The sequence below is a fragment of the Campylobacter troglodytis genome (assembly GCF_006864425.1).
Lineage (GTDB): Bacteria > Campylobacterota > Campylobacteria > Campylobacterales > Campylobacteraceae > Campylobacter_D > Campylobacter_D troglodytis.
On record NZ_QHLI01000262.1, the window covers coordinates 1 to 410 of the forward strand.

Here is a 410-nt window from a genome sequence, read left to right on the forward strand (position 1 = left end):
GCGTTATAATCGAAAAAATTAGCCAAAATGAATTTAGCATTGACATAATGCCTTTGAATTCTTATGAAAAATTTATAACTGATAATGCAGAATAAAATGTAAAGCGTTTAAAATACACACAAAATCCACATACACACATTGATTTTGTCATTTATCACAAAATGGACAAAAAGCCACTTTTAGCCATAGAAATTGACGGCTTTGCCTTTCACAACGAAAGCACTACGCAAACAAAACGAGACGAGCTAAAAAATAAGATTTTAGCAAAATTCAACTTCTCGCTTTTAAGGCTTAATACCACGCAAAGTGGAGAAGAAAAACGCATAATACAAGCTCTAAGACAAATACTTTCATAATAAAGCATAATAAATGCTATAATTTCAAAGCTTTTTAAATTTAAAACAAAAAGG

1 protein-coding gene is annotated in these 410 nt (G+C 29.8%); it reads left to right on the forward strand.

Translation table 11 applies throughout. From position 1 onward, the window contains the following. The first annotated feature begins 137 nt into the window (after positions 1–137). Positions 138–356, forward strand: a complete 219-nt coding sequence (locus DMC01_RS12825) for a DUF2726 domain-containing protein (RefSeq protein WP_282432325.1) — start codon at positions 138–140, stop codon at positions 354–356. The last annotated feature ends 54 nt before the right edge of the window (positions 357–410 follow it).